Origin of the sequence: Streptomyces sp. NPDC014995, assembly GCF_043080745.1 — a bacterium.
Lineage (GTDB): Bacteria > Actinomycetota > Actinomycetes > Streptomycetales > Streptomycetaceae > Streptomyces.
Genome location: NZ_JBIBVX010000007.1, coordinates 210,218 through 233,273, shown reverse-complemented (window position 1 = coordinate 233,273; position 23,056 = coordinate 210,218). Strand labels below are relative to the sequence as shown.

Sequence of the window (23,056 nt, the reverse complement as noted above, 5' to 3'; positions counted from 1 at the left end):
CGCGTTGCGGCCCGGCCCGACCGCCACGAGCGGGCGCGTGGCGGGCCCGGCCCGAACCACCACGGCCGGAGGCGCCAGGCACCGACCCGACCACCGCGAGCGGGGCGGGTCGTGGCACCCGGCCCAACCACCGTGACCGGGCACGCCAGGCCCCAGGCCGAACCACCGCAAGCGAACGCGCCGGACGTCGCCCGAAGCACCCCGAGCGGCGCGTTGCGACCCGGCCCCAACCACCACGGCCCGACGCGCCAGGCACCGACCCGACCACCCCGAGCGGGCGACCGGGCCCTGGCCCCAACCACCGTGACCGGACACGTCAAGCCCAGGCCGAACCACCGCAAGCGAACGCGCCGGACGTCGCCCGAAGCACCGCCACCGACGCGTTGCGGCCGCCCGGCCCCAACCACCCGAGCAGGGCGCGTCGGGCGTCGGTCCGGCCGGCCGCGGTCATTCCTGGCCCCGTACCTGTCCGGGTACGAGTCCCACCTGGGGTGCGCCCAAGCCGTCCAGGGCCGATCGGGCCTGTGCGGCCAGGCCGTCCGCGCCGCAGGAACGGGCCAGCGTCAGGCCGCGGTTGAGTTCGGCCACCGAGCGGGCGGCGATGCCGTGCTCGATGATGGCGGCCGCGTGTTCGTACTGGCAGGGCGAGGATTCCAGGAAGGTCACCGCCTGGGCGGTGAGCCGGACCGCGCGCTGTCCGGTCTCCAGGGCGGCGGCGCAGCGCAGGGCCTCGCCGATGGCGGTGTCGGTGCCGAAGCGCTCGGCCTGGCGGCGGACGTCGGAGACGAGCCGGGCCGCGCGGACCGGGTCCTCGCGGGCGAGGGCCCGGGCGAGGTCGACCGTCCAGGGGACCATCACCGGGTTGAGGTGACCGCGGGCGGCCGCCGCCTTCTCGGCCTCCTCCAGTTCGTTGATGCCGTCCTGGGTGCGGCCGACGGCGAGCAGCAGCCGCCCGCGCACCGACCGCGGGTCGGGCAGAACGATCGTGGACGGGTAGGGCGGGGCGAAGCCGTACTGGCCGGCGATCCGCCAGGCCTCCTCGACGTGGCCGCGGGCGAGCAGCGTGTCGACCAGGTTGCAGGTCGCGGACCAGTACAGGGGCAGTCCGCGGCCGACCCGTTCGGCGAGGCGCAGGGATTCCCGCAGGGACTTCTCCGCCTCCTTCAGACGGCCCCGGCGACGGTGGCCGAGACCGACGTAGGCGTGGGCCAGGGCGAGGTGGCCGCCGCTCCAGCCGGACGACTCGTAGGCGTGCAGGGCCTCGTTGAAGAAGGACTCGGCGCGGTCGAGCCGGTCGGTGTAGGCGTAGGAGCTGGCCAGCATCATGGGCAGTTCGATGCCCCACTCGGTGTCGGTCCAGCCGAGGCCGGGCGCGAGGCGGCCGTTGACGAGGGCGCGGTCGCACAGTTCGACGACGACCTCGGCGTTCTCGCCGTGGGTCATGGCGTCGAAGCCGCGCAGGACGAGCAGGGCACGCTCGGAGTTGTCCCGGCCGGTGCAGGTCGAGGCGAGCGCGGCGAGCTTCTCCGAGCGGCCCGGCGACGTGGTCTCCCCGGCGTGGATGCCCTCCCACATGAACTGCACGGCCTGCAACCGCATCCGCGCCGGTCCCGGCGGCTGCCGGGCGGCTTCCGCCTCGACCGTGCGGACGGCCTCCTCCATCTGGTCGTTGTGCAGGAGGGCCTGGGAGAGGCGGTAGACGGCGTCGACGCGCAGGTCGCCGACGAGGCCGGGCACGGCGAGCGCTTCCCGCAGGTGGCCGATGGTCCTGGCGGGCGCGGTGAGGAGGGTGGCGCAGCCGAGTTCGTAGAGCACCTGCGCGTGGGCGTCGGGACCGGGCGGCTCCTTCAGGGCGCGTTCCAGGCAGCGGCGGGCCGCGTCGGGGGCGCCGACGGCGACGTGTTCGCGGGCGGCCTCGCGCAGCTGCTCGACGAGTTCCTCGTCGTCGTCCGGGTGGACCTGGAGGAGGTGGCGGGAGGCGGCCGCGACGCCCCGGCCGGCGTCCAGGACGACCCTCGCGGCGATGCCGTGCATGGCCCGGCGCAGGCCCTCGGGGATGGAGTCGTAGACGGCGGTGGCGATCAGCGGGTGGACGAACTCCAGTCCGCCGCCGTCGGCGACGGGGCCCACCGCGGGGTCCGGGTAGGTGAGGATGCGGGCGTTGCGCAGCAGGTCGGCGCAGCGCTCCGCGTCGTCGCGGGCCATGCCGGCGAGCCGGGCGGCCTCGTCGACGGAGATGTCGGCGCCGAGAATGGCGGCCGCCATGGCGAACCGGGTGGCGTCGACGCCCAGTTCCTCCAGGCGGTCGACGAGCCCGCCGCCGCGGGCCGCGCGGTTCAGGGGGCGCAGTTCGGGGGCCGAGGACTCGCTCGGTTCGAGTTCGCTGTCCCGGACCTTCGCGAGGAGTTCGACGGTGTCGTAGGGGTTGCCGCCGGTGACGGCCCAGACCTCGCGGCAGAACGGGTCGTCGGCGTGTGCGCCCACGGTGGCCCGGGTGAGGCCGGCGACCGCGTCCGGGGTGAGGGCGCTCAGGCTGGTGACGGACTGTCCGGCGACGGCGGCGACGGCGTCGAGGTAGCGGGCGCTGTCCGCCCTGACCTCGCCGGGCCTGCGGGCCACGACGACCAGGACGGACAGGTCGTCGAGGCGTTCCACGAAGGCGGCGAGCCAGCGCAGGGTCTCCTGGTCGGCCCAGTGCGCGTCGTCCACCAGCAGGACGAGCGGCCAGTCCCGCCGGGCCAGCCTGGTCACCGCGGCGACCAGGCCGTCGCACACGCCCTGGGGATCGGCCTGCCGCTCGACCGGGTCCGCTATGCCGAGGGCGGGGCCGGCGATGTCGTACCAGTCGCCGAGGTACTCGCGGGCCTCCTCCGGGTGCAGGGACAGCAGCGCGGGTTGCAGCAACTGCCGTACCACGTTGAAGGGGACGGACCTGAGGGTCTCGCCGCCGCGGGCCGACCACACCGTGCAGCCCCGGGCCTCGGCGATGCGGCGGGTCTCGGCCAGCAGGGCGGTCTTGCCCAGTCCCGCCTCGCCGCGCAGCACGTGCACTCGTCCCGAGGAGGACCGGTCGGCGCAGAGGGTCCCCACCGCCCGTTCGATGGCGGCGACTTCCTCGTCGCGCTCCCACAGGGAAGCCGAGGCGGCCGCCGCCGGCCGTACCTCCGTCATCCCGCTACCTCCCCAAGTCGCCCGAATGACGTACAGGTCTCGAGCGTAGTCCTCCGCGGGCCCGTACGGAGGCCGGTCCGCCCAGGTGTTGCCCCACCGGGTGACGGGGGCGCGCCGGGACGCCCCGACGGGCCTGCGGAAGAGGACCGAGGACGTCAACGGCGATGGACGCGCAGCGAATTGACGTCGATTTCCCGCCAGATGGGCACGGTGTGCCGGGCCGGCGGCCGCACCGGCGGCCATCCCTCTCATCCGACTTTCACCGATGCCTCATACGGTGGGGGCATGACGCAGGTGACTCCTCCCGGGTGGTACCCCGACCCCGGGCAGACAAGTGACGGTCCCGCCACCGAGCGCTGGTGGGACGGCAAGGCGTGGACGGACCGGACCCGCCCCGCGGGCTCGGCCGCCGCATGGGGTCCGCCGGCGCAGGGGCCGGCCGCCGGGACGTATCCGGCCCATCCGGCCGATCCCGCCCATCCGACCCACCCGGCCCATCCGGTGTATCCGGCGTATCCCGCTGCACCGGCGGGCCCGGGTGGGCGGCGCGGGCTGCGCACCGGCATCGCCGTCGCGGCGGCCGTGGCGGTCCTCGCGAGCATCGGGGTCGGCGTGTACGCGCTGACCAAGGGCGACGGCGGCTCCGACGGCCCCGGAACGGCGCAGGGGCCGGGTGGCCAGGGCGGTTCCGGAGGGCAGGACGGCGGCCAGGGCGGCCCGTTCGACGACCCGGGAGGTTCCGGCGGGTCGGGCGGGTCCTCGCCCGCGCCGGACGAGTCCGAGCCCCCCACGATCAAGAGCGGCGCGGTGACCGACGCCCTCAACGGGATCAGCATCCCCATCCCGGACGGCTGGACGGGGCAGGAGCTGAGCGTGGGCGCGCAGATCACGTCCGACTCCTCCTACAAGTGCCCCGGCGACACGTCGAAGACCTGCACCAAGGGGGGCGTGTACTCGGCGCCGGCCGAGGCGCTGGGCACCAAGGGCGCCACCGCGGAGGAGGTCGCGAAGGCGGACATCCAGGCCAACGCCGAGGAGTCCTACGGCGGCACCACGTACGGCGAGATCACCTCGCACCAGGTGCTCGCCTCCAAGGCGGTCACGGTGGCCGGGCAGAAGGGCTACCTGGTGCGCTGGAAGGCGGTCACCAGCAAGGGCGCCGACGGCTACGTCGAGTCGCTGGCGTTCCCGGCGCCCGCGGACACCGAGCGCCTGGTGGTGCTGCGCTTCGGTGTCGACGCCGACCAGTCGGTGTCCGTCATCGACACCATCACCAAGGGCATCAAGGTGGCCACGGGCGGCGGCAGCGGACAGGACGTCTGAGCCGCCCCCGGCACAGGCCGGCCGGGTGGGGCGCCCCTCCGCTCAAGGGGGACCCCGCCCGGCCGGGGGGTGCGCGCCGCCCCCGTCCCCACGGTGCGGCGCGAGCAGGTCACCGTCCGGTCATCCCGCGGACGGCGGCCTGGGTTCCTGGGTGAGGCCGAGGGCCGGCAGCACGGCGGCCTCCACGAAGCGCAGCAGGTAGTCCTCGTCGGCGTAGGTGCCGTCCACGACGGGGCGGGCGCGGACGACGCCGAACATCTGGGCCGGGATGTACTCCAGCGCCGGGTGACCGGCGGGGATCTCGCCGCGCTCGACACCGCGCCGAAGGATCTCCCGCAGGGCGGCGATCTCCGGGTCGACGAGCGCCTCGCGCAGCGCCCGGGCGAGTTCCTCGTCCTGGGTGAGGGCGTGGCCGAGGGCCTGGAGCAGCTTGGTGTCCGTGGTGGACCACCGGGCCGCGGCCCGGGCGGCCTCGCGCAGGTCGCCGGCGAGCGTCCCGGTGTCGATGCCGTCCAGACGCGAGCGGCGGCGGGAGCGCAGCGCGGCGACCACGAACTGCGGCTTGGTCTTCCACTGCCGGTACAGCGTGGACTTGCTGCACCGGGTGCTGGTGGCGACCCCCTCCATGGTGACGGCTTCGTACCCGCACTCGCGGACCTGTTCGAGGACGGCGTCGAAGAACTCCTGCTCGCGCTCGGGCGTGAGCTTGGAGCGGCGCGAGGCGGTGACCGACTCCGGTCCGTCCGCGGCCTGCGACGTCATCGCTGTCTCTCCTCGTTGCTGCTGGCGGCTGCTGTCGGCCTCTCCGGCCGGTCCCGCTGTCCGGCGGCCCGCCGGGCGCCTGGTTCCAGTGTGTCGTACCTCAATCGATACGCCAGTGTACCGGTACTGGACCGTATCGGTACACTGACGTATCGGTACGACACCGTATCGATGGCGCTTTCCCGGGCCACGGGTCCATGCCGCGCCACCACGCGCACCACCGTCAGCGAAGGGGCCGGGGGATGAATGCCCGCACCGAGCCTGGAGAAGCGGAGCCGGCCACGCCGGTACGGCCGCCCATAGTCCGGGAGCTCCTGCTCGTCGCAGGGCTCTTCCTCGTCTACAAGCTCGGCCGGCAGCTCGCCACGGGCCACACCGCCGAGGCCTTCCGCAACGCGCACCGCGTGTGGGACGCCGAACGGTGGCTCCGTCTGCCCGGTGAGGGCGCGGTGCAGTCCCTCCTGCTGCACGGCGACACCCTCGTCCGCGTCGCGAACACCTACTACGCGACCGTCCACTTCCCCGCCACCGCCGCCTTCCTCGTCTGGCTGCTCCTGCGGCACCCCGCGCACTACGTCTGGGCCCGCCGCGTCCTGGCCGCCGTCACCGCCGCGGCCCTGGCGCTCCACCTCCTGTTGCCCCTCGCGCCGCCGCGCATGCTCGCGGCGACGGGCCTGATCGACACCGCGCGGGTGTACGGGCCGTCGGTGTACGGGCCGCCGCAGACCGACCAGCTGTCGAACCAGTTCGCGGCGATGCCCTCGCTGCACTTCGGCTGGGCGCTGATGGTCGCGATCGGCCTGATCGCCGCGACCCGGTCCCGGTGGCGGTGGCTGTGGCTGCTGCACCCGCTGGTCACGCTGCTGGTCATCGTCGGGACGGCGAACCACTACTGGCTCGACGCGCTCGTGGCCGCGGCCCTGCTGGGCACCGCGCTCGCGGCGGTCCGCGCGCCGCGGCGCCCGACGGCCACGGCCGGGCGGGGGAAGCGGCGGACCGTCCCCGCCGGGGAGCGGGCACCGCGGCAGGTACTCGTGGGAGCGGGCCGGTGAACGCCACCCTCGTCGCCGTCGTCCTGTCGCTGTTCTCGGCCGTCGCCTACGCGGCCGCCGCCGTCGCCCAGGAGCGGCTGGCCTCCCGTTCCCCGGGCGCCGGCCCGCTGCGGCTGCTGGGCAGCGGCGCCTGGTGGGCCTCGGTGGCACTGAACGGCGGCGCCGCGCTGCTGCACGTGGTGGCCCTCGCGTACGGTCCGCTCACCGTCGTACAGCCGCTCGGCGCGCTCACCCTGGTCGCGGCGGTGCCGATGGGCGCGCGGATGGCGGGGCGGCGGGTCCGTGCGGCCGAGTGGCGGGGCACCGCGTTCACCCTGCTGGGGCTGGCCGCGATCCTGGTCACGGCCTCCGGGCCGGCGCCGCGGGACGTGCTGAGCGTGCCCGAGGCGCTCGCGGTGGCGGGGGCGACGACCGCGCTGATCGGTCTTCTGTCGCGGCCCGGCGCCCGGCCCGGGCTGCGGCACGCGACCGCGTCCGGACTCGCCTCCGGTGTCGCCTCGGCGCTCACCCAGACCGTGACGGTGGCCGCGACGGACCGGTCGGGTCCGCTGCTCGGCGTGCGGGTGATCGTGGTGGCGCTGCTCGTGGCCGCGTTCGCCGCGGCCGGCCTGCTGCTGTCGCAGACCGCCTACCGGGGCGGCCTCGGTGCCCCGCTCGCGGTGGTGACGCTGGCGAACCCGGTGGCCGCCGCGGTGATCGGCCTGGCGCTGCTGGGCGAGCGGCTCCAGGGCGGGGCGGCCGGCGTGCTGCCGGCGCTGGCGGGAGCGGGCCTCGCCGGGTGGGGAGTGGTCGTGCTGTCACGGGCGGCACCGGACGCCGTACCGGCCGACGGGCAGGAGGCGCATCCGGTGGCGGCGGTGCTGGCGCTGGAGCCGGAGACGGCCTCCCCCGAACCCGCGCTGCTGCCCCGGCCGACGACCGGGCCGGGGCACCTCACACCGCTGTAGGACCGCCCGGGCGGGTCAGCCGAGGCCGCGCGAGTCCTGCTTGAGCGCGGTGTCCACGGTCAGCGCCGTGGCGACGACCAGGCTCAGCAGCGGCTCGGGCAGCTGGTAGTGGATCTGCAGGACGTAGTTGTCCGCGGTCGTGAACAGTGTCTTGGCGAGGCCTTCCCAGGTCTTGGTGATCCGGGCGACCTCGTTGTCCGCGTGGTCGACGATCGCGAAGTTCCAGGCCCGCCAGTTCTCCGCCTTGATGGCGCCGAGCTGCTGCCCGTTCGCGTTGATCGCGAAGTTGATCTTCCCGAAGACGTTCTGCTGGACGATCTCACCGACCGGATGCCCGTCGGGACGCGTGACGACCACCCGCGACTTGAAGATCTTCCGGGGCCGGGTCAGCAGCAGCACCGGCTGCCCGTACGCGTCGCGGATCTCCAGCCGGTGCGTCATGAACTGGTCGATGCTGGCCACGAAGCGCAGGATCTTGCGCAGGGCGCTCTGCCCCACCTGGACGACCGAGCCGAGCTGGTTGCCCTGCTGGTCCATGACCTTGTACTCGTTGGTCAGCTCGATCAGCTTGGCCTTCTGGTTCACCACCAGCACCGGCTCGCTGAACAGGGTGCCGCCCCCGGAACCGCTCGGAGCGACCCCGGCCTGCTGCTGCACCTGGCGCTGCACACGCGGGTCGGGCCCGGCGGGCTGCGCCGGCACCTGGGCCACGGGCTGCGCCTGTGCCTGGGGCTCCGCCTGGGGCGGCGCCTGCTGGTCGGCGTGGGTGTGCTCGGTCCACTGGGAGCCGTCCCAGTACCGGAGGGTCCGGGCGGCTCCGTGCGGATCCGGGTACCAACCTGCAGGTGTGTTCGAATGCGTGGTCACCGGGGCACACTACCCCGAGCCCACCCGGACCTGACCAGCCCCCACGATGCGGTGTTCACCGCGCCTTTACTCACCCATCGCACGCATACGTGACGGCTCGCCCCGTGACAGCCGGCCCGTTGGCGCCTCGCCCCGTGACGGCCGGCCCGTTGGCGGCGCGTTCCGCGGCGACCGCCGACCCGTTGGCACCAGAAGCCGAGGTTCGCCAAGGAGAGGTGAGGGTTCGCGCAGCCAAGGCGGCTCCGGTGGCCGGGCCGGAAACCGGCGGATGGCCGAGAAGCCCCGGGCCCGTTCAGCCCCGTGGTGCGGTCCACCAGGTCCGGTCCACGCCAATACCGCTGACGCGAGGCGTCACCGGGCGCCCCGTCACACGTCCCCGATGCCGTGCGGAAACACCGCTCCTCCACCTTCTTCACGTGACGCGCACTTCCGGCCGGTCCACTCCCCGGCGGCGACCCGTGGGGCAGACGGTGGCCTCGCCGCCTGCCTAGCCTCCCGGCCCATGCGATCACCCCTGATGAGACGCCTCGGCCTCGCCGCCGTCCTCGCCGCCGCCCTCGCCGTGTTCGGCCCGGCCCCGTCGGCGAGCGCGGAACCCGCCGCCGCCGAGCTGACGTTCACCACCGACAGCGCCACCACCACACCCGGCGGCACGGTGAACCTGTCGATGACGCTCACCAACCACAAGACCTACGACATCTGGTTCGTGCACCAGACGATCGACCCGACCTGGCTGACCACCCAGCGCCCCGACCTGAAGTACGCCTTCACCGGCTGCGCCCTGACCACGGCCGCCGGCCCGGCCCCCTGCTCCGGGACCGGGCCCGCCGACCTCGGCGCCAACTACGGCACCACCGTCCCGCCCGGCCAGAGCCGTACCGTCACGCTGACGCTCCAGGTCGCCGCCGACTCCGGCTGCAACGGCGACATCGGCTTCTACTCGTACTTCTACGCCGAGTTCAGCGACCGCACGAACATCAGCGGCGGACCGGTCCACACGCCCGGGACCCGCGTGCTCTGCGCCTGACGGCCCGCCGGGGCGCGGGCCGGCGGTGGCCGGGGTGACCTGAAAAGGAGCGCGACCAACCACACACCCCGGCTCGGACCACCGGCGCCGCACCCGGCGGCCCCGGTCGGCCCGCCGGCGCGCCGCCCACGGCCCGGACCAGCACGCCGAGCACGCGTGCCCTCCGGGACCCGGCGCACCGGCGGACGATCGCATGCTCATTTCGGTCCCACAAACGCCCATATGGACACCTGCTCTTTTGCGTCACGTTTCGCAACATGACCACGAAAGCTACACACAGACATCACTATGTGACGCGACGGATGCTCGACCGACTGGCTTCTGAGGGGGACGCCGGCGTCGCGCAAGGGGGTGCGTCCGCTCCACGGGAGCCGTGCCCACCCCTGCCCGGGGAGGGGACTTCACCGCATGAAGCGGAGCTTACGCACCACCGTGTTGACGGTGGGCGCACTCATCGCCGCGCTGGGTCTGCCGGCCGGCACGGCCCACGCCGACACCATCGCCCCCCGCGTCGACCTGCGGGTGCTGGTGGTGAGCGACGGCGGCCCGTCCACCGCCGCGATCGCCGCCGAACTCGACGCGGCGGGAACGCCGTACACCGAGATCGACCTCACGCGGGCGGGGCGTCCGGTCATCGACGCCGGGTTCCTCTCGGACACGGTGGACGGCCGGCCGCGCGCGAAGTTCCAGGCCGTGGTGCTGCCCGACGACGACCCGTTCCCGGCCGGCTCCACCGAGATGGCGGCGCTCGCGGCCTACGAGCGGACGTACGCCGTGCCCCAGGTCGACGCCTACACCTACGCGCGTCCGCAAGCGGGTCTGCGGTATCCGGTGGACGGCGGCTACTCCGGCAGCGTCGACGGGGTGGAGGCGTCGGTGACCGCCGCCGGGAAGGCGGGCCCCTTCGGCTACCTCGACGGGGCGGTGCCCTTCGAGGACAACGACCCGGCAGTCGGCGAGAGTTACGCCCACCTGTCGACGCCCGCGGCGGGCGCCGACTTCACGTCGTACGTGGACGCCCCGGTCCCCGGAGGGACGACCCGGGGCTCGCTGGTGGGCGAGTACCGGCACGACGGGCGGCGCGAGCTGGTCGTCACCTTCGTCTACAACCAGCACCAGCAGCAGTTCCGGCTGCTGGCCCGCGGCATCGTGGAGTGGATGACGGGCGGCGTGCACCTGGGCGCCTCGCGCCACTACTTCGCCGTGCACGTCGATGACGTCCTCGCCGCCGACGACCGCTGGAACACCACACTCAACTGCACGCCCGGCGACGTCGACTGCACGGACCCCAACGCCACGCCGGACCCGATCCGGATGACGCCCGCCGACGTCGGCCACGCCGTCGCCTGGCAGGACAGCGAGGACTTCACCCTCGACTTCGCCTACAACGGCGCCGGCAGCGTCGACCACCGCGAGGACAACGGCGGCGTCGACGAACTCGCCGACAGGCTGATCGCGGACCGCGGCCGGTTCCGCTGGATCAACCACACCTACACGCACGCCTTCCTGGGCTGTGCGCAGGACACCGCGGTGGTGCCGTGGCGGTGCGCCACCGACGCCGACGGCTCCACCCGGTGGGTGAGCCGCACCGAAATCTCCGAGGAGATCGCCACCAACCGGGCCTGGGGCCGTGCGGCCGGACTCCCGCTGGAGCACGGCGAGTTGGTCACCGGCGAGCACTCCGGCATGAAGGTGCTGCCGCAGCAGCCCGAGGACAACCCCAACCTGGCCCTCGCCCTCGACGACAACGACATCGCCTGGCTCGGCTCGGACAACTCCCGCGAACCCGCCCAGCGCCCGGTCGGCCCCGCCACGACGGTCCCGCGCCACCCCATGAACGTCTTCTACAACGCGGGCCGGGCCGCCGAGCAGGTCGACGAGTACAACTGGATCTACACCAGCCGGGCCCAGGGCGGCAGCGGCATCTGCGAGGACAACCCGGCCACCACCACGTGCCTCGCGGCACCGCTGGACACGGCCACCGGCTACGCCGGGCACATCGTGCCGCTGGAGACGCGCATCGCCCTCGGACACGTCCTCGCCAACGACCCGAAGCCGCACTTCATCCACCAGTCGAACCTGGCCGAGGACCGGATCGCCTACCCGGTGCTCAGCGGCGTCCTCGACGGCTACGCGGCCCTGTTCACCGAGGACACCCCGGTGGTGAACCTGCGGATGAAGGACATCGGCGCCGAACTCCGGCGCCGCGCCGCCTGGCGGACGGCCCTGCGGGACGGCCGGGTGAGCGCCCACCGCGTCGGCGACACCGTGACCGTCGAGGCCCCCGCCGGACTCGCGGTCACCGCGACCCTGCCCACCGGCACGGCCCTGGCCGGCACCGCCTTCGGCGACGCGTACGCGGGCGCCGTCTCCGGCTGGACGCCCGCCACGGGCACCCCGCTCACCTTCGCGCTGCCGGCGTCCGCCGCGCACGACTGAGCGGACGCGGCCCCCGGCCGCCGCACCCGCGGCCGGGGCCACCACCGGCGAAACGATTCCTCCCAGGGAAGTGACCGCCGGGCGCCGCAGCTCGGCGCGAACCACCCACACCTCGGCCGTGGAGCACATCGATGCACCTTCCCCACGGCGCGCGACGCCCCGGCGCGACGCGCGTCACCCTGCTCACCGAAGGCACCTATCCGCACAGTCACGGTGGCGTGAGCGTCTGGTGCGACCAGCTCGTGCGCGGCATGCCCGACGTCGACTTCGACGTCGTCGCGGTCACCGGCACCGGACGCGAACCCGTGGTGTGGGAGCTGCCCGGGCACGTCTCGCGGGTGCTGTCCGTCCCGATGTGGGGCGCCCCGCCGCGGGGCCGCCCGCCGCGGGGCCGTGCGCACCACCGGCTCGCCGCCGCCTACGAGGAGTTCCTGACCGCGCTGCTCGACCCGTGCGCCGAGGACGGCTTCGCGCCCGCCCTGTACGTGATGGCGCGGGCGGCGGCGGACGGCGCCCTGAGCGCCTTCCTGCGCGGCGACCGGGCGATCGCCGTGCTGACCGCCGTCTGGAACCGGCCGGGGCTCACCGTGCGCGAGGCCCGGCCGACCGTGCACGACGCGCTGACCGCGACCGCCCTGCTGGAGCACGCGCTGCGCCCGCTGGCCGTGCCGCCGCCCGAGCACGGGGTCGCCCACGCGGTCAGCGGCGGGGTCGCCGTCCTGCCCGGCCTCACCGCCCTCGAACGGCACGGCGTCCCGCTGCTGCTGACCGAACACGGCGTCTATCTGCGGGAGCGCTACCTCGGCTACCGCACCGCCCCCTACCGCTGGCCGGTGAAGGCGGTCGTCCTGGGCTTCTTCCGGCTGCTGGCCGAAGAGACGTACCGCCGGGCCGCGCTGATCACCCCGGGCAACCGCTACAACCGGCTGTGGGAGGAACAGGGCGGTGCCGACCCGGAGTCGATCCGCACGGTCTACAACGGCGTGGACCCCGCCGCGTTCCCGCCGGCCGGGCCCGAGCCGAAGGGGCTCACCCTCAGCTGGGCGGGCCGGGTCGACCCGATCAAGGACCTGGAGACCCTCGTCCGGGCCTTCTCCCTGGTGCGCGACCGGCTTCCGGACGTACGGCTGCGGTTGTTCGGCGGGACACCGCGCGGCGGTGAGGCCTACCGGGAGCGGTGCGAGGCGCTGGCCGCGGAGCTGGGGCACGCGGACGCCGTCACCTTCGAGGGCCGCGTGGACGACATCAGGGACGCCTACGCGGCCGGCACCGTCGTGATGCTCTCCAGCATCAGCGAGGGCTTCCCCTTCACGCTGATCGAGGCGATGTCGTGCGGCCGGGCGACCGTCTCCACCGACGTGGGCGGGGTGCGGGAGGCCGTCGGCGACACGGGGCTGGTGGTGCCGCCGCGCGATCCGGCCGCGATGGCCGCGGCGGCGCTGGAGTTGCTGGGCGATCCGGCGCGCCGCCGGGCCATGGGCGAGGCGGCCCGGCTCAGGGTGATCGAGCAGTTCACCCTGCGGCAGACCGTCGACACCTTCCGGTCCATCTATGAGGAACTTCCCTTGTCACGGCAGGAGTTGACGGCCATGCCGGTCAGTGTCGAGGTACCCGCCCGCACGGTCACGGGGAGCCTCGCCGGATGAGCGGGCCGCTGTCCCTCGAACCCGGCGGCGCCGCACCGGACACGTGGGCGCTCCGGCCCGCCGGCCCGCGCCCGGCGCGCCGCCGCCCGCGCTGGGCCGTCGACGACACCGCGCTCGCCGTCCGGTCGCCGGGGCACGGTCCGGACGAGGATGCGGTCAGCGCCCTCGCCGCCGATCTCGCCGACCGCGTCGGCCCCGCCGTCCACCCCTACGAGGTGGCCGCGCTGCTGGAGGCGGAGGGCCTGCCCGCCTCCGTGATCAAGGAGCGGTACGGCCATCCGAACCTGTTCTCGCTCGCCTCCGCGCTGTACGAGCGGGTGCCGCGGACGTTCCCCGAACCCGCGCCGGCGGCCGACCCGTGGCGCCCGGACACCGTGCGCTGTCTGCTGCGGGGCGCACTGTTCGCCCTGCCCGGTCTGGCCTACCTGCTCACCGCGCCGCTGTGGGACGCCGGCCGCCACACCGCCGTCCTCGTCGTGGCCGGACTCGTGTCCTGGGCCTGGGGGCAGGCGCTCGGCCACCGCGCCCATCTGCGCAGGGCGATGGGGCTGCGGGAGGCGGGCCTGACCCTGCTGGTCGGCGCGCCCGTGGGGGCCGTGGTGGCCACGGGGGCCGCCGCGCTGCCCGCGGGGGGCGGCGCGGTGACGCTGGTGGCGGCCGCGCAGTCGGCGTACCTGGCGGCGGCGGGCGTGCTGCTCGTCCTGGGCCGCGAACGGCTGCTGCTGGCCGCGCTCACCCCGCTGGTCGCCGGTGCCGTCGTGCTGCCGTGGGGGGAGCCGGGTCCGTGGCCGCGGGCGGGGCTGGTGCTACTGGCGCTGCTCGCCGCCCTGGCCGTCACCGTCCACGCCCTGCGGGCCGCCCTCGCCGTGCCCGCCGTCGCCGGCGCCACCCGGCCGCCGCTGCCGCAGTCCCTGCCGTACGGCCTGTTCGGGCTGGCCGCGGGCGTGCTGGTGCTGCTGGAGGGACGGCGGGAGCCGTACGCGGTGATCGTGCTGACGGTGAGCATGGGGCCGGCGGAGTGGCTGCTGTACCGCTACCGGGGGCTGTCGGTCGCCGCGCTGCGCGCCACCGCCACCCCCGCCGGGTTCCTGCTGCGGTCGGCCGGCGTGCTCGGCCTCTGCCTGACCGCCTACCTCCTGCCGCTGCTGCCCGCGGCCCTGCTCACCGGCGCCGAACCGGCCGTGCTGCTGCCGCTCGCGGCCGCCCTGTGGACCGCGCTGCTGCTCCAGGCGTTCGGGGCGGCGTGGCCGTCGGCCGCGATCTGTCTGACGGCGGCGGCCGCCGCCGGGACGGTCACCCTCCTGCACCTCCCACCGGGCCGGGCGGCCCTGCCGCTGTGCTGCGGCGCGGCCGCGCTGGCCCTGACGGCGTGCGCGCTACGGCTCCTCGGCCGCCCCGCCGCACACACCTGACCCCAGGTCACCCCATGCCCGCCTCCACGCCTTCGGCCCGCCTCCCGATCCGCACCCGGCCCGCACCCCGACGTCCTCCCGGCCCCCATTCCGATCCGCCTCCCGACCCGCACTCCCTGTCCGCCTCCCGACCCACACCACCGATCCGCACTCCCGACCCACACCTCGATCCGCGTCTCGATCCGCACCTCGGCCAGGCACCCCGACCCGCACCCCCGGCCCGGCCGAGCCGCCTCCCGACGCCGCACGCCCCACCCGCACGCCCCACCCGGACTGCCCACCGCGCCTCCCCGCTCCAGCGACCATCCCACCGGAAGGACCCCCGAGTTGACCTCCGCACCGCTCGCCGCCGTCACCGGAGCCGAGGGTTTCATCGGCTCCCATCTCACCGAGGCGCTGGTCGCCTCCGGACACCGGGTCAGGGCCATGGCCCAGTACAACTCCTTCTCCTCCTACGGCTGGCTGGAGACCCTGCACCCCGACGTCCTGGACCAGGTGGAGATCGTCCTCGGTGACGTCCGCGACCCCGGCTCGGTCCGCGGCCTCCTCGAAGGCGCCGACGCCGCCTACCACCTGGCCGCGCTCATCGCGATCCCGTACTCCTACCGGGCCCCGCACAGCTACGTCGACACCAACGTCACCGGCACCCTGAACGTCCTGGAGGCCGTACGCGCCCTCGGCACGCCCCGGCTGGTGCACACCTCCACGAGTGAGACGTACGGCACCGCGCGGACCGTGCCGATCACCGAGGACCACCCGATCAACACCCAGTCGCCGTACGCCGCGTCGAAGGCCGGCGGGGACCGGCTGGCCGACAGCTACCACGCGAGCTTCGGCACGCCGGTGGTGACCCTGCGGCCGTTCAACACCTTCGGGCCGCGCCAGTCGATGCGGGCGGTGATCCCGACGGTCATCGGCCAAGTCGCGGCCGGGGAGAGGACGATCACCCTGGGCGACCTGCGCCCGACCCGTGACTTCACCTACGTCAAGGACACCGCGCGGGCGTTCCTCGCGGTGGGCACCGCCTCCGCGGAGCAGGTCGTGGGGCGCACCTTCAACGCCGGTACGGGCGGCGAGATCTCGGTCGGGGACCTCGTCGCGCTGATCGGCAAGGTGATGGACACCGCCCTCGACGTGCGCGAGGACACCGCCCGTGTCCGGCCCGCGAACTCCGAGGTGATGCGGCTGGTGGCGGACGCGGGCCGGCTGGCCGCCGCCACCGGCTGGCAGCCCGCGCACACCCTGGAGGAAGGCCTCGCGCACACCGTGGAGTTCTTCCGCGACCCGGCCAACCTGGCCCGCTACAAGACCGGCATCTACAACATCTGACGCCCGTCCGTCCGGCACACACGTCCGAAGCACGTCCAGAAGGAGGAGCTCCATGCACGCAGTGATCCTGGCGGGAGGCAAGGGCGTCCGGCTGCGGCCCTACACCACCGCGCTGCCCAAGCCGCTCGTCCCCATCGGCGACCAGCACGCCATCCTGGAGATCGTGCTGCGCCAGCTCGCCACGGCCGGCTTCACCAGCTGCACCATCGCCATCGGCCACCTCGGCGAGATCATCCGCGCCTACGTCGGCGACGGCTCCCAGTGGGGCCTGGCCGTCGACTACGCCACCGAGGACAGCCCGCTGGGCACCATGGGCCCGCTGCTGAACCTGCGCGACCGGCTGCCGGAGACGTTCCTGGTGATGAACGGCGACGTCCTCACCGACCTCGACTACGCCGACGTGCTGCGCCGGCACCGGGAGTCGGGCGCGCCGCTGACCATCGCCACGTACGCGCGCAAGGTGCACATCGACTTCGGGGTGCTGACCACGTCCGACGGCAAGGTCGTCGCGTTCACCGAGAAGCCGAGCGTGGACTACCGCGTCTCGATGGGCGTCTACGGTCTGTCCCGCTCGACGCTGGAGGGGTACACGCCCGGACTGCCGCTGGGCTTCGACGAGTTGGTCCTGGACCTGCTGAGAGCCCAGGAGCCGCCGCACGCCTACGAGTTCGACGGCTACTGGCTGGACATCGGCCGCCCGGACGACTACGACCGGGCCAACGCCGAGTTCACCACCCGCAAGTCGCTTCTGCTCAAGGGAGCCTGAGCACCGCATGCGCATCCTCGTCCTGGGCCACACCGGTTATCTGGGCCGCCACGTCGCCGACCGGCTGCGCGCCCTGCCGGGCGCGACCGTCCTCGGCGGCGGCCGCTCGCCCGCCGCCGACCTCCCCGTCGACCTCGCCACCGTTCGCCCCGAACGGCTGGCGAAGGCCCTGGCGTCGGCGACGCCCGACACCGTGGTCAACTGCGCGGGCGCGACCGGCGGCGACGCCGTCACCCTCGCGGAGGTCAACGCCCGCGGCCCCGCCGTGCTGTGTGCCGCGCTGCGCGCGGCGGCGCCCGGGGCCCGCCTGGTCCATCTGGGCTCCGCCGCCGAGTACGGCCCCGGCGTTCCGGACATCCGGGTCGCGGAGTCGGCGGCCACCCGCCCGGTCGGCCCGTACGGCGCGACCAAGCTCGCGGGCACGGTCGCGGTGACCGCCTCCGGCCTGGACGCGGTGGTGCTGAGGGTGGGCAACCCGGTGGGGCCGGGGGCGCCGCCGTCCGGCCTGCCCGGCCGGCTCGCGGGCCTGCTGCGCGCGGCCGGCCCGGACCCGGACGCGGTGCTGCGGCTCGGCGACCTGTCCGCGTACCGCGACTTCGTCGACGTACGCGACGTGGCGCGGGCGGTGGTCCTCGCGGTCACCGCCCCGGGCCCGCTGCCGCCGGTCCTCAACATCGGCGGGGGCCGGGCCGTCCCGGTGCGTGAGCTGGTCCACGGGCTGGCCCGGCGGGCGGGCTTCGCGGGGCGCATCGAGGAGGACGCTCCCGGACCGGCCGGACCGACCGGACCGACCGGACCGACCGGACCGACCGGACCGACCGGACCGACCAGACCGGCCGGACCGACCAGACCGGCCGGACCGACCGGGCCGGCGGGCTCGTCGCGTTCGGCGGAGGTGTCGTGGCAGTGCTCCGACATCACCGCCGCCGGGGCGGCCCTCGACTGGCGGCCCGCACACACCCTCGACGACGCGCTGGCCGCGCTGTGGGAGGGCGACCGTTGAACCTGCTCGTCCCGCTGTATGTCCACCCGGCCGAGGACCCGGGCGCCTGGCACCGCCTGATCGCGGCCGCCGCGGGCACCTACGGGGTCGTCCTGAACCCGGCGAGCGGGCCGGGCGAGAGCCCCGACCCGGCGTTCACCGCGGCGGCCGCGGCGCTGCGGGCGGCCGGGGCCCGGCTGCTGGGCTACGTCGACACCGACTACGGGGTGCGGGAGGTGGCCGAGGTCGCCGACGACGTCCGCCGGCACCGGCAGTGGTACGCGGCCGACGGCTGCTTCCTCGACCGGGTGACGGCGACACCGGACGCTCTGCCCGCCTGCCGCCGGCTGGTGCGGGCGGTGCGCCGGCTCGGTGCGGGGACGGTCGTGCTGAACCCGGGGGTGCACCCGGCCCCCGGGTACGCCCGCCTCGCCGACCTGACCGTCACCTTCGAGGGCCACTGGTCGACGTACGTCTCGGCGTTCAGCCGGCCGGCGTGGACCGCCCGTCTCCCGTCCGAGCGGCTGTGCCACCTGGTCTACGGTGTGCCGCGGGCGCTGGTGCCGCTCGCCGTGCGCACCGCGCACGAGCGCGGCGCGGCGGTCTGCGGGCCGGTGACGGGCGAGCCGCCCAACCCGTGGGCCGCGTTGACCCCCGCGCTGAACGGGACGGAGCGATGAGAAGCAGGGCACTGGCGATCATGACGGTCCTGGCCGCACTGCCGGTCTGGGTGCTGAGCGGCTGTTCCGGTGCGGGCGGCGGGGACGACCGGCCCGCCGACGTGCGGGGGACGGCGACGGCCCGCTGGCAGCCGCGCCCCGGTCTGGCCTGGCAGTGGCAGCTCGACGGCCGCGTCGACCCGTCGGCCGACGTGCCCGTCTACGACATCGACGGCTTCGAGAACTCGGCGGCGGACGTCGCCCGTCTGCACCGCGACGGCCGCAAGGTCATCTGCTACGTCAACGTCGGCGCCTGGGAGGACTTCCGGCCCGACAAGGACGCCTTCCCCCGCTCGGTGCTCGGCAGGCCCAACGGCTGGGCGGGCGAGCGCTGGCTGGACATCCGGCGGATCACCGTCCTGCGGCCGATCATGGAGCGGCGCTTCGACATGTGCCGCGACAAGGGCTTCGACGCGGTCGAGCCCGACCTGGTGGAGGGCTACGGCAACGACACCGGCTTCCCGCTCACCGCCCGCGACCAGCTCCGCTACAACCGCATGATCGCCGACATCGCCCACGAGCGCGGGCTGTCGGTGGGCCTGAAGAACGACCTCCCCCAGATCCCCCAGCTCCTCGCCGACTTCGACTTCGCGGTCAACGAGGAGTGCGCCCAGTACGACGAGTGCGAGCGGCTCACTCCGTTCATCGAGGCCGGCAAGGCGGTCTTCCACGTGGAGTACGCCGAGCCGACGGCCGGCTTCTGCCCCGAGGCCCGCAGGCTGAAGCTGTCGTCGATGCTGAAGAAGCCGGAGCTGGGGGTGTGGCGCAGGCCCTGCTGAGCGGGGCCGGGCGGTCACGGCTGCGAGGTCTCGGATTCGAGGGACGCCCGGGTCGCCGTGCCGTAGACGCCCGGCTCGTCGTCCAGGACGAACCGGGTGAGCTGGTAGCCGCGCACCGCGTTCTCGACGCGGCGGTCGAACTCGCCGTCGGCGTCCCCGTCGTAGAAGCCGATCTGCCGCAGACGGAGCTGGAGTTCGGTGACCTCCGGCCCCGTGTCGCCGCGGCGGAGGACGGGGTCCTGTCCGTCCGGCGGGCCGGGTGCGGGAGCGGCGGTGGCGGTGGCGGTCGGGCCTGCGCCGGACGGGAGCCCGGACGGGCCGGTGGAACCGGTCGGGGCGGCCTGGCTCTCGGCCGGGGCCGCGGTCGGCGACGAGGCCGCGGCCCCGGACGGCGGCGCCGACGACGCCCCCGGGGACCGGCCGTCGGACGACGTTCCGTTCCGGGAGGTCGCCTCCGGCACGCTCGCCCGCACACCCTCCGGCGGGGACCCGTCCCGGGAAGGGCTCCGGTACGCGAGGAGCCCGCCGACGAGGCACCCCGTCACCAGGACGGCCGCGGTGGCTCCCGCCCCCGAGACGAGTACGACACGCCGACGCCGGCGCCGACCGTCCACGGGGCTGCCGACGGCGACCGCCGGCGCCTGCGACAGCCCGGACTCGGAGGACCCGGCCTCCGACGGCCCCGACTCCGACTCCGACTCCGAAGGTCCGGCCTCCGACGACCCCGACTCCGACGGCCCCGACTCCGACGGCCCCGACTCCGACGGCACGGACTTCTCATCAGCGGCGGAAGGGAGAGACCCCTCCGGGGCGACGGCCGTTCCGTCCGCGGGTGCGGCGTCCGGTGCGGCCGGGGCCGGGGGACCGTCGTCGGGCCCGGTGCCGTCACCGACCTCCACGAACGGCCGTATGCGCAGCGGATCGAAGTCCTCCGCGGCCGCGGCCTCCGCCGTACGGGCCTCGATGTGGGCGTCGGACGCGCGGCGACCGCAGGAGCACGCCGGAGTGCCGTCCGCCGCCCGGGGCGTACCGCATTGCGGGCAGGCGAGGTCCGTCGGTTCCGACACGCGTGGCCCCTCTCCGTGAGAGCTCCAGAGTTTAGACAGAGCTTCTGCACAGGATCCCCAGGAGTCCCCGGTATACGGAATCGGCACGTCCGAAAGGGGCGGGAAACAGCCACGGGCACGGCGCAGCCACCGGGGTTCCCACCCTGAAGGCCGTGCGTCCGGGTCCGCCGGAGCCGGACGGTGTCCTCGCGACGTTCCTCGTGCAGATGGGTGGCCCGGGCCCGCCGAGCGGGGTGTCCGGGGCGGGGCCGGCTCCCTGGTGGTCCAACTCCGCGTGTTCTGGCGGGCGTACGGTGACGGCGGCTCGCGGAGTGTCCCCAGCCCGTGCAGTCGCACAAAGTCCAACGAGAAACGACAGAACCATTGACCTGTCGTAGCCTCACCTCTACTTTCTGACCGACTCACCGAACTCCGTCCGGAATACCGGACATTGTCCGGCGGTGGCTCCGCCGACGTGTCCCTCGGTGTTCCTTCCTGCCGAGCGCTCGCCCCTCCCCCGCACGTCTCCCCTGGAGAGCAGATGAGCACACGTCCCGCGCCGGGCTCCCAGCCGTCGCGTCGGCGGTTCCCCGGCATGTCGGCCGCGGTTCCGGTGGCGGCCATGGCCGCCGGCCTGACCATCGGGGCGGCCGCCGCCCACGCCGCGGGCTCCGCCCACGTCCTGTTCTCCGTCGTCCACTGACGCGCCACGGCTGGTCAGCGTTCCTTCCCCCTCGCCTGGAGAGCCCGCATGTCCCACACCCCTGCACGACGATGGATCAGACGCATCACCGCCCAGGTCCTCACCGTCGGACTCGCCGTCGCGGGTCTGGCGGCCCTCGACCGGCAGGAGCCGTCGGTGCCGCTGGCCGCGGAACCGGCCGCCGTGAGCACCCAGCAGATCGGCGTGACGCCACCGCCGATGGGCTGGGCGTCCTGGAACAGCTTCTTCAGCAGCATCGACCACAACGTGATCAAGCAGCAGGCCGACGCCCTGGTCTCCTCCGGCATGGCGGCGGCCGGCTACAAGTACGTCAACCTCGACGACGGCTGGTGGCAGGGCGCCCGGGACGCCAACGGCAACATCGTCGTCGACGAGAACCTCTGGCCCGGCGGGATGAAGGCCATCGCCGACTACATCCACAGCAAGGGTCTGAAGGCCGGCATCTACACCGACGCGGGCAAGCAGGGCTGCGGCTACTACTTCCCCACCACCCGGCCCGCCGCGCCCAACACCGGTATGGAGGGCCATTACCAGCAGGACCTGGAGACCTTCCAGCGCTGGGGCTTCGACTACGTCAAGATCGACTGGTGCGGCGGCCGGGAAGAGGGCCTGAACCAGGAGACGACGTACAAGCAGATCGCCGCCGCGAACGAGGCCGCGTCCGCCGTCACCGGCCGCAGGCTCGTGCTGTCCTTCTGCGAGTGGGGCACCGGACTGCCGTGGAACTGGGCGACCGGCTACGGCGACCTGTGGCGCACCAGCCACGACGTGCTCCTGTACAAGGAGACCCCCGGCCTGACCAAGATGTATCGCAACTTCGACGAGGCCCTCCAGCCCGCGGCCCACCACACCGGCTACGTCAACGACCCCGACATGCTGATGGTCGGCCTGAACGGCATGACCGCCGCCCGCAACCGGCTGCACATGAGCCTGTGGTCGATCGCCGGCGCCCCGCTGCTGGCCGGCAACAACGTGGCCACGATGACCACGGAGACCCGCGACATCCTCACCAACCCCGAGGTCCTCGCCGTCAACCAGGACCCGCGCGGCCTGCAGGGCGTCAAGGTCGCCGAGGACACCCGCAACCTCCAGGTGTACGGCAAGGTCCTCTCGGGCACCGGCAAGCGGGCGGTGATGCTGTTCAACCGCACCGGCTCCGCCGCGAACATCACCGTGCGCTGGGCCGACCTCGGCCTGACCACCGCCTCCGCCACCGTGCGCAACGCCTGGACCCGCACCGACGCCGGATCGTTCGCCACCGGCTACACCACCTCCGTCCCCGCCAACGACGCGGTCCTGCTGACCGTCTCCGGCACCGAGGCGTCCGGCGCTACGTACGAGGACACCACCACCGCCACCACCCCGACGTTCAGCAACGTCACCGCCTCCGCGGCGGGCACCAAACTCGTGGACATCACGTACGCCAACGGCGGCAGCACGGCCCGCAAGGCCACCATCCAGGTCGGCGGCCAGTTCAAGTACGTCGTGTCCTTCCCGCCGACCGGCTCGGCCACCACCTACCGCACCGTGTCCGTCCTCGCGCACCTGGCCAAGGGCGCCAACACCGTGAGGTTCGCCGCGGTCTCCGGCAGCACCGCCCCGGACATCGACGCCCTCCGCGTCCAGGGCGTCCCCGGCACCGACGGCGTCGCCCTCGTCGGCTCCGCCTCCAGCCGCTGCGTGGACATCGACAAGAACACCTACGTCAACGCCACCCAGGCACAGCTCTGGGACTGCTCCGGCGGACGCAACGAGACCTTCACCCAGACCTCCCGCGGCGAACTCGTCGTCTACGGCAACAAGTGCCTCGACGCCGACAACAACGGCACCGCCAGCGGCACCAAGGTCATCATCTGGGACTGCACGGGCGGCACCAACCAGAAGTGGACCGCCAACGCGAACGGCACCATCACCAACAACTTCTCGGGCCTCTGCCTGGACGCCTCCGGCGGGGCGACCGCCAACGGCACCAAGCTGATCCTGTGGACCTGCACCGGCCAGAACAACCAGACGTGGACCCGCACCTGACAACGAGGCCGTACGCCGTGGCCCTCCTGGGCCGCGG

At 74.2% G+C, this 23,056-nt stretch carries 18 protein-coding genes; 14 read left to right on the top strand and 4 right to left on the bottom strand.

What is annotated here, in order from left to right; genetic code table 11:
• Window positions 1-447 precede the first annotated feature (447 nt).
• Window positions 448-3,171: an ATP-binding protein gene (locus tag ACF1A1_RS16615; RefSeq protein WP_392000482.1), complete on the bottom strand. Its 2,724-nt coding sequence runs from the start codon at window positions 3,169-3,171 to the stop codon at window positions 448-450.
• A 285-nt stretch (window positions 3,172-3,456) separates the two neighbouring features.
• On the opposite strand from ACF1A1_RS16615, the gene ACF1A1_RS16610 reads away from it, so the two are divergent.
• Complete coding sequence (locus ACF1A1_RS16610; RefSeq protein WP_392000480.1) at window positions 3,457-4,494, top strand: DUF2510 domain-containing protein; 1,038 nt, start codon at window positions 3,457-3,459, stop codon at window positions 4,492-4,494.
• Window positions 4,495-4,614: 120 nt separating this feature from the next.
• On the opposite strand, the gene ACF1A1_RS16605 is transcribed toward ACF1A1_RS16610, so the two are convergent.
• On the bottom strand, window positions 4,615-5,256 hold the full coding sequence (locus ACF1A1_RS16605) for a TetR-like C-terminal domain-containing protein (RefSeq protein ID WP_392000478.1): 642 nt from the start codon (window positions 5,254-5,256) through the stop codon (window positions 4,615-4,617).
• Window positions 5,257-5,498: 242 nt separating this feature from the next.
• Between ACF1A1_RS16605 and ACF1A1_RS16600 the strand changes: the two genes are divergently transcribed.
• Both ACF1A1_RS16600 and ACF1A1_RS16595 read left to right on the top strand, forming a co-directional pair.
• On the top strand, window positions 5,499-6,308 hold the full coding sequence (locus tag ACF1A1_RS16600; RefSeq protein ID WP_392000477.1) for a phosphatase PAP2 family protein: 810 nt from the start codon (window positions 5,499-5,501) through the stop codon (window positions 6,306-6,308).
• A complete protein-coding gene (locus ACF1A1_RS16595) occupies window positions 6,305-7,255 on the top strand; it encodes a hypothetical protein (protein ID WP_392000475.1) in 951 nt (316 codons plus the stop codon). The genes ACF1A1_RS16600 and ACF1A1_RS16595 overlap by 4 nt, the downstream gene beginning before the upstream one ends.
• A gap of 15 nt (window positions 7,256-7,270) precedes the next feature.
• On the opposite strand, the gene ACF1A1_RS16590 is transcribed toward ACF1A1_RS16595, so the two are convergent.
• Complete coding sequence (locus ACF1A1_RS16590; protein WP_392000474.1) at window positions 7,271-8,122, bottom strand: phospholipid scramblase-related protein; 852 nt, start codon at window positions 8,120-8,122, stop codon at window positions 7,271-7,273.
• A 502-nt stretch (window positions 8,123-8,624) separates the two neighbouring features.
• Between ACF1A1_RS16590 and ACF1A1_RS16585 the strand changes: the two genes are divergently transcribed.
• From ACF1A1_RS16585 to ACF1A1_RS16545, 9 genes are all read left to right on the top strand, one after another.
• The gene (locus ACF1A1_RS16585; protein WP_392000473.1) at window positions 8,625-9,149 is read left to right on the top strand and encodes a hypothetical protein; all 525 of its coding nucleotides are present in this window, start codon (window positions 8,625-8,627) and stop codon (window positions 9,147-9,149) included.
• A 408-nt stretch (window positions 9,150-9,557) separates the two neighbouring features.
• On the top strand, window positions 9,558-11,588 hold the full coding sequence (locus tag ACF1A1_RS16580; RefSeq protein WP_392000472.1) for a hypothetical protein: 2,031 nt from the start codon (window positions 9,558-9,560) through the stop codon (window positions 11,586-11,588).
• Window positions 11,589-11,719: 131 nt separating this feature from the next.
• The gene (gene pelF, locus ACF1A1_RS16575) at window positions 11,720-13,234 is read left to right on the top strand and encodes a GT4 family glycosyltransferase PelF (protein WP_392000471.1); all 1,515 of its coding nucleotides are present in this window, start codon (window positions 11,720-11,722) and stop codon (window positions 13,232-13,234) included.
• A complete protein-coding gene (locus tag ACF1A1_RS16570; RefSeq protein WP_392000469.1) occupies window positions 13,231-14,646 on the top strand; it encodes a hypothetical protein in 1,416 nt (471 codons plus the stop codon). Before pelF ends, ACF1A1_RS16570 begins: the two co-directional genes overlap by 4 nt.
• 327 nt (window positions 14,647-14,973) lie before the next feature.
• Window positions 14,974-15,975 carry a GDP-mannose 4,6-dehydratase gene (locus ACF1A1_RS16565; protein WP_392000467.1) on the top strand — a complete coding sequence of 334 codons (1,002 nt, stop codon included), beginning with the start codon at window positions 14,974-14,976 and terminating at the stop codon, window positions 15,973-15,975.
• A gap of 52 nt (window positions 15,976-16,027) precedes the next feature.
• On the top strand, window positions 16,028-16,741 hold the full coding sequence (locus ACF1A1_RS16560) for an NDP-sugar synthase (protein ID WP_392000465.1): 714 nt from the start codon (window positions 16,028-16,030) through the stop codon (window positions 16,739-16,741).
• A 7-nt stretch (window positions 16,742-16,748) separates the two neighbouring features.
• Entirely contained in the window at window positions 16,749-17,744 is a 996-nt protein-coding gene (locus ACF1A1_RS16555; RefSeq protein WP_392000463.1) for an NAD-dependent epimerase/dehydratase family protein, read from the top strand.
• The gene (locus ACF1A1_RS16550; RefSeq protein ID WP_392000461.1) at window positions 17,741-18,403 is read left to right on the top strand and encodes a spherulation-specific family 4 protein; all 663 of its coding nucleotides are present in this window, start codon (window positions 17,741-17,743) and stop codon (window positions 18,401-18,403) included. Before ACF1A1_RS16555 ends, ACF1A1_RS16550 begins: the two co-directional genes overlap by 4 nt.
• A complete protein-coding gene (locus ACF1A1_RS16545; protein ID WP_392000459.1) occupies window positions 18,400-19,221 on the top strand; it encodes an endo alpha-1,4 polygalactosaminidase in 822 nt (273 codons plus the stop codon). The genes ACF1A1_RS16550 and ACF1A1_RS16545 overlap by 4 nt, the downstream gene beginning before the upstream one ends.
• Window positions 19,222-19,235: 14 nt before the next feature.
• Here the strand turns inward: ACF1A1_RS16545 and ACF1A1_RS16540 are convergent, their stop codons facing one another.
• Window positions 19,236-20,288 carry a peptidoglycan-binding protein gene (locus ACF1A1_RS16540; RefSeq protein WP_392000457.1) on the bottom strand — a complete coding sequence of 351 codons (1,053 nt, stop codon included), beginning with the start codon at window positions 20,286-20,288 and terminating at the stop codon, window positions 19,236-19,238.
• A 520-nt stretch (window positions 20,289-20,808) separates the two neighbouring features.
• Here ACF1A1_RS16540 and ACF1A1_RS16535 point away from each other — a divergent pair.
• On the top strand, window positions 20,809-20,970 hold the full coding sequence (locus ACF1A1_RS16535; RefSeq protein ID WP_392000455.1) for a hypothetical protein: 162 nt from the start codon (window positions 20,809-20,811) through the stop codon (window positions 20,968-20,970).
• Window positions 20,971-21,018: 48 nt separating this feature from the next.
• The gene (locus ACF1A1_RS16530; RefSeq protein WP_392000454.1) at window positions 21,019-23,019 is read left to right on the top strand and encodes an RICIN domain-containing protein; all 2,001 of its coding nucleotides are present in this window, start codon (window positions 21,019-21,021) and stop codon (window positions 23,017-23,019) included.
• Window positions 23,020-23,056 lie beyond the last annotated feature (37 nt).

Excerpts from the sequence above, each read along its gene's own strand:
- ACF1A1_RS16600 (WP_392000477.1), top strand. The coding sequence starts at position 5,499 with ATGAATGCCCGCACCGAGCCTGGAGAAGCGGAGCCGGCCACGCCGGTA.
- ACF1A1_RS16560 (WP_392000465.1), top strand. The coding sequence starts at position 16,028 with ATGCACGCAGTGATCCTGGCGGGAGGCAAGGGCGTCCGGCTGCGGCCC.
- ACF1A1_RS16555 (WP_392000463.1), top strand. The coding sequence starts at position 16,749 with ATGCGCATCCTCGTCCTGGGCCACACCGGTTATCTGGGCCGCCACGTC.
- ACF1A1_RS16605 (WP_392000478.1), bottom strand. The coding sequence starts at position 5,256 with ATGACGTCGCAGGCCGCGGACGGACCGGAGTCGGTCACCGCCTCGCGC.
- ACF1A1_RS16545 (WP_392000459.1), top strand. The coding sequence starts at position 18,400 with ATGAGAAGCAGGGCACTGGCGATCATGACGGTCCTGGCCGCACTGCCG.
- ACF1A1_RS16580 (WP_392000472.1), top strand. The coding sequence starts at position 9,558 with ATGAAGCGGAGCTTACGCACCACCGTGTTGACGGTGGGCGCACTCATC.
- ACF1A1_RS16610 (WP_392000480.1), top strand. The coding sequence starts at position 3,457 with ATGACGCAGGTGACTCCTCCCGGGTGGTACCCCGACCCCGGGCAGACA.
- ACF1A1_RS16570 (WP_392000469.1), top strand. The coding sequence starts at position 13,231 with ATGAGCGGGCCGCTGTCCCTCGAACCCGGCGGCGCCGCACCGGACACG.
- ACF1A1_RS16615 (WP_392000482.1), bottom strand. The coding sequence starts at position 3,171 with ATGACGGAGGTACGGCCGGCGGCGGCCGCCTCGGCTTCCCTGTGGGAG.
- ACF1A1_RS16535 (WP_392000455.1), top strand. The coding sequence starts at position 20,809 with ATGAGCACACGTCCCGCGCCGGGCTCCCAGCCGTCGCGTCGGCGGTTC.
- ACF1A1_RS16585 (WP_392000473.1), top strand. The coding sequence starts at position 8,625 with ATGCGATCACCCCTGATGAGACGCCTCGGCCTCGCCGCCGTCCTCGCC.
- ACF1A1_RS16530 (WP_392000454.1), top strand. The coding sequence starts at position 21,019 with ATGTCCCACACCCCTGCACGACGATGGATCAGACGCATCACCGCCCAG.
- pelF (WP_392000471.1), top strand. The coding sequence starts at position 11,720 with ATGCACCTTCCCCACGGCGCGCGACGCCCCGGCGCGACGCGCGTCACC.